The organism is Holdemanella sp. DFI.5.55 (assembly GCF_020593575.1).
Classification (GTDB): Bacteria; Bacillota_I; Bacilli_A; order Erysipelotrichales; family Erysipelotrichaceae; genus Holdemanella; species Holdemanella hominis.
In genome coordinates this window covers 1-209 of sequence record NZ_JAJDMK010000475.1, presented here as the reverse complement: position 1 = coordinate 209, position 209 = coordinate 1, and the positions used below count along the sequence as shown (strand labels likewise).

Annotated in this window: 1 protein-coding gene; it reads right to left on the bottom strand. The window is 44.5% G+C overall.

The window, feature by feature from the left end; genetic code table 11:
• Positions 1–209, bottom strand: a 209-nt coding sequence (locus LJE08_RS14855; RefSeq protein ID WP_227403697.1) for a hypothetical protein, incomplete at both ends; no start/stop codon positions are given.

The window sequence follows — 209 nt, the reverse complement described above, 5'->3', positions numbered from 1 at the left end:
AATGGCATCATCAGCAGCTGATCTTACCATTTTGGAATTTAAAACGACAGCAGCCTGACTATCAAAAAAGACGGCTTTTTGGCCCCAAATCGGGAAAAAGTCGTCAAGATGTCTGGCAGATTTTAATTTGGCAGACTCAGCAGCTGCAGCGACAGATTCGTTTGGCAACGCCGCGGCTTTGTGAATTAGCCAATCAAACCTATCTAATG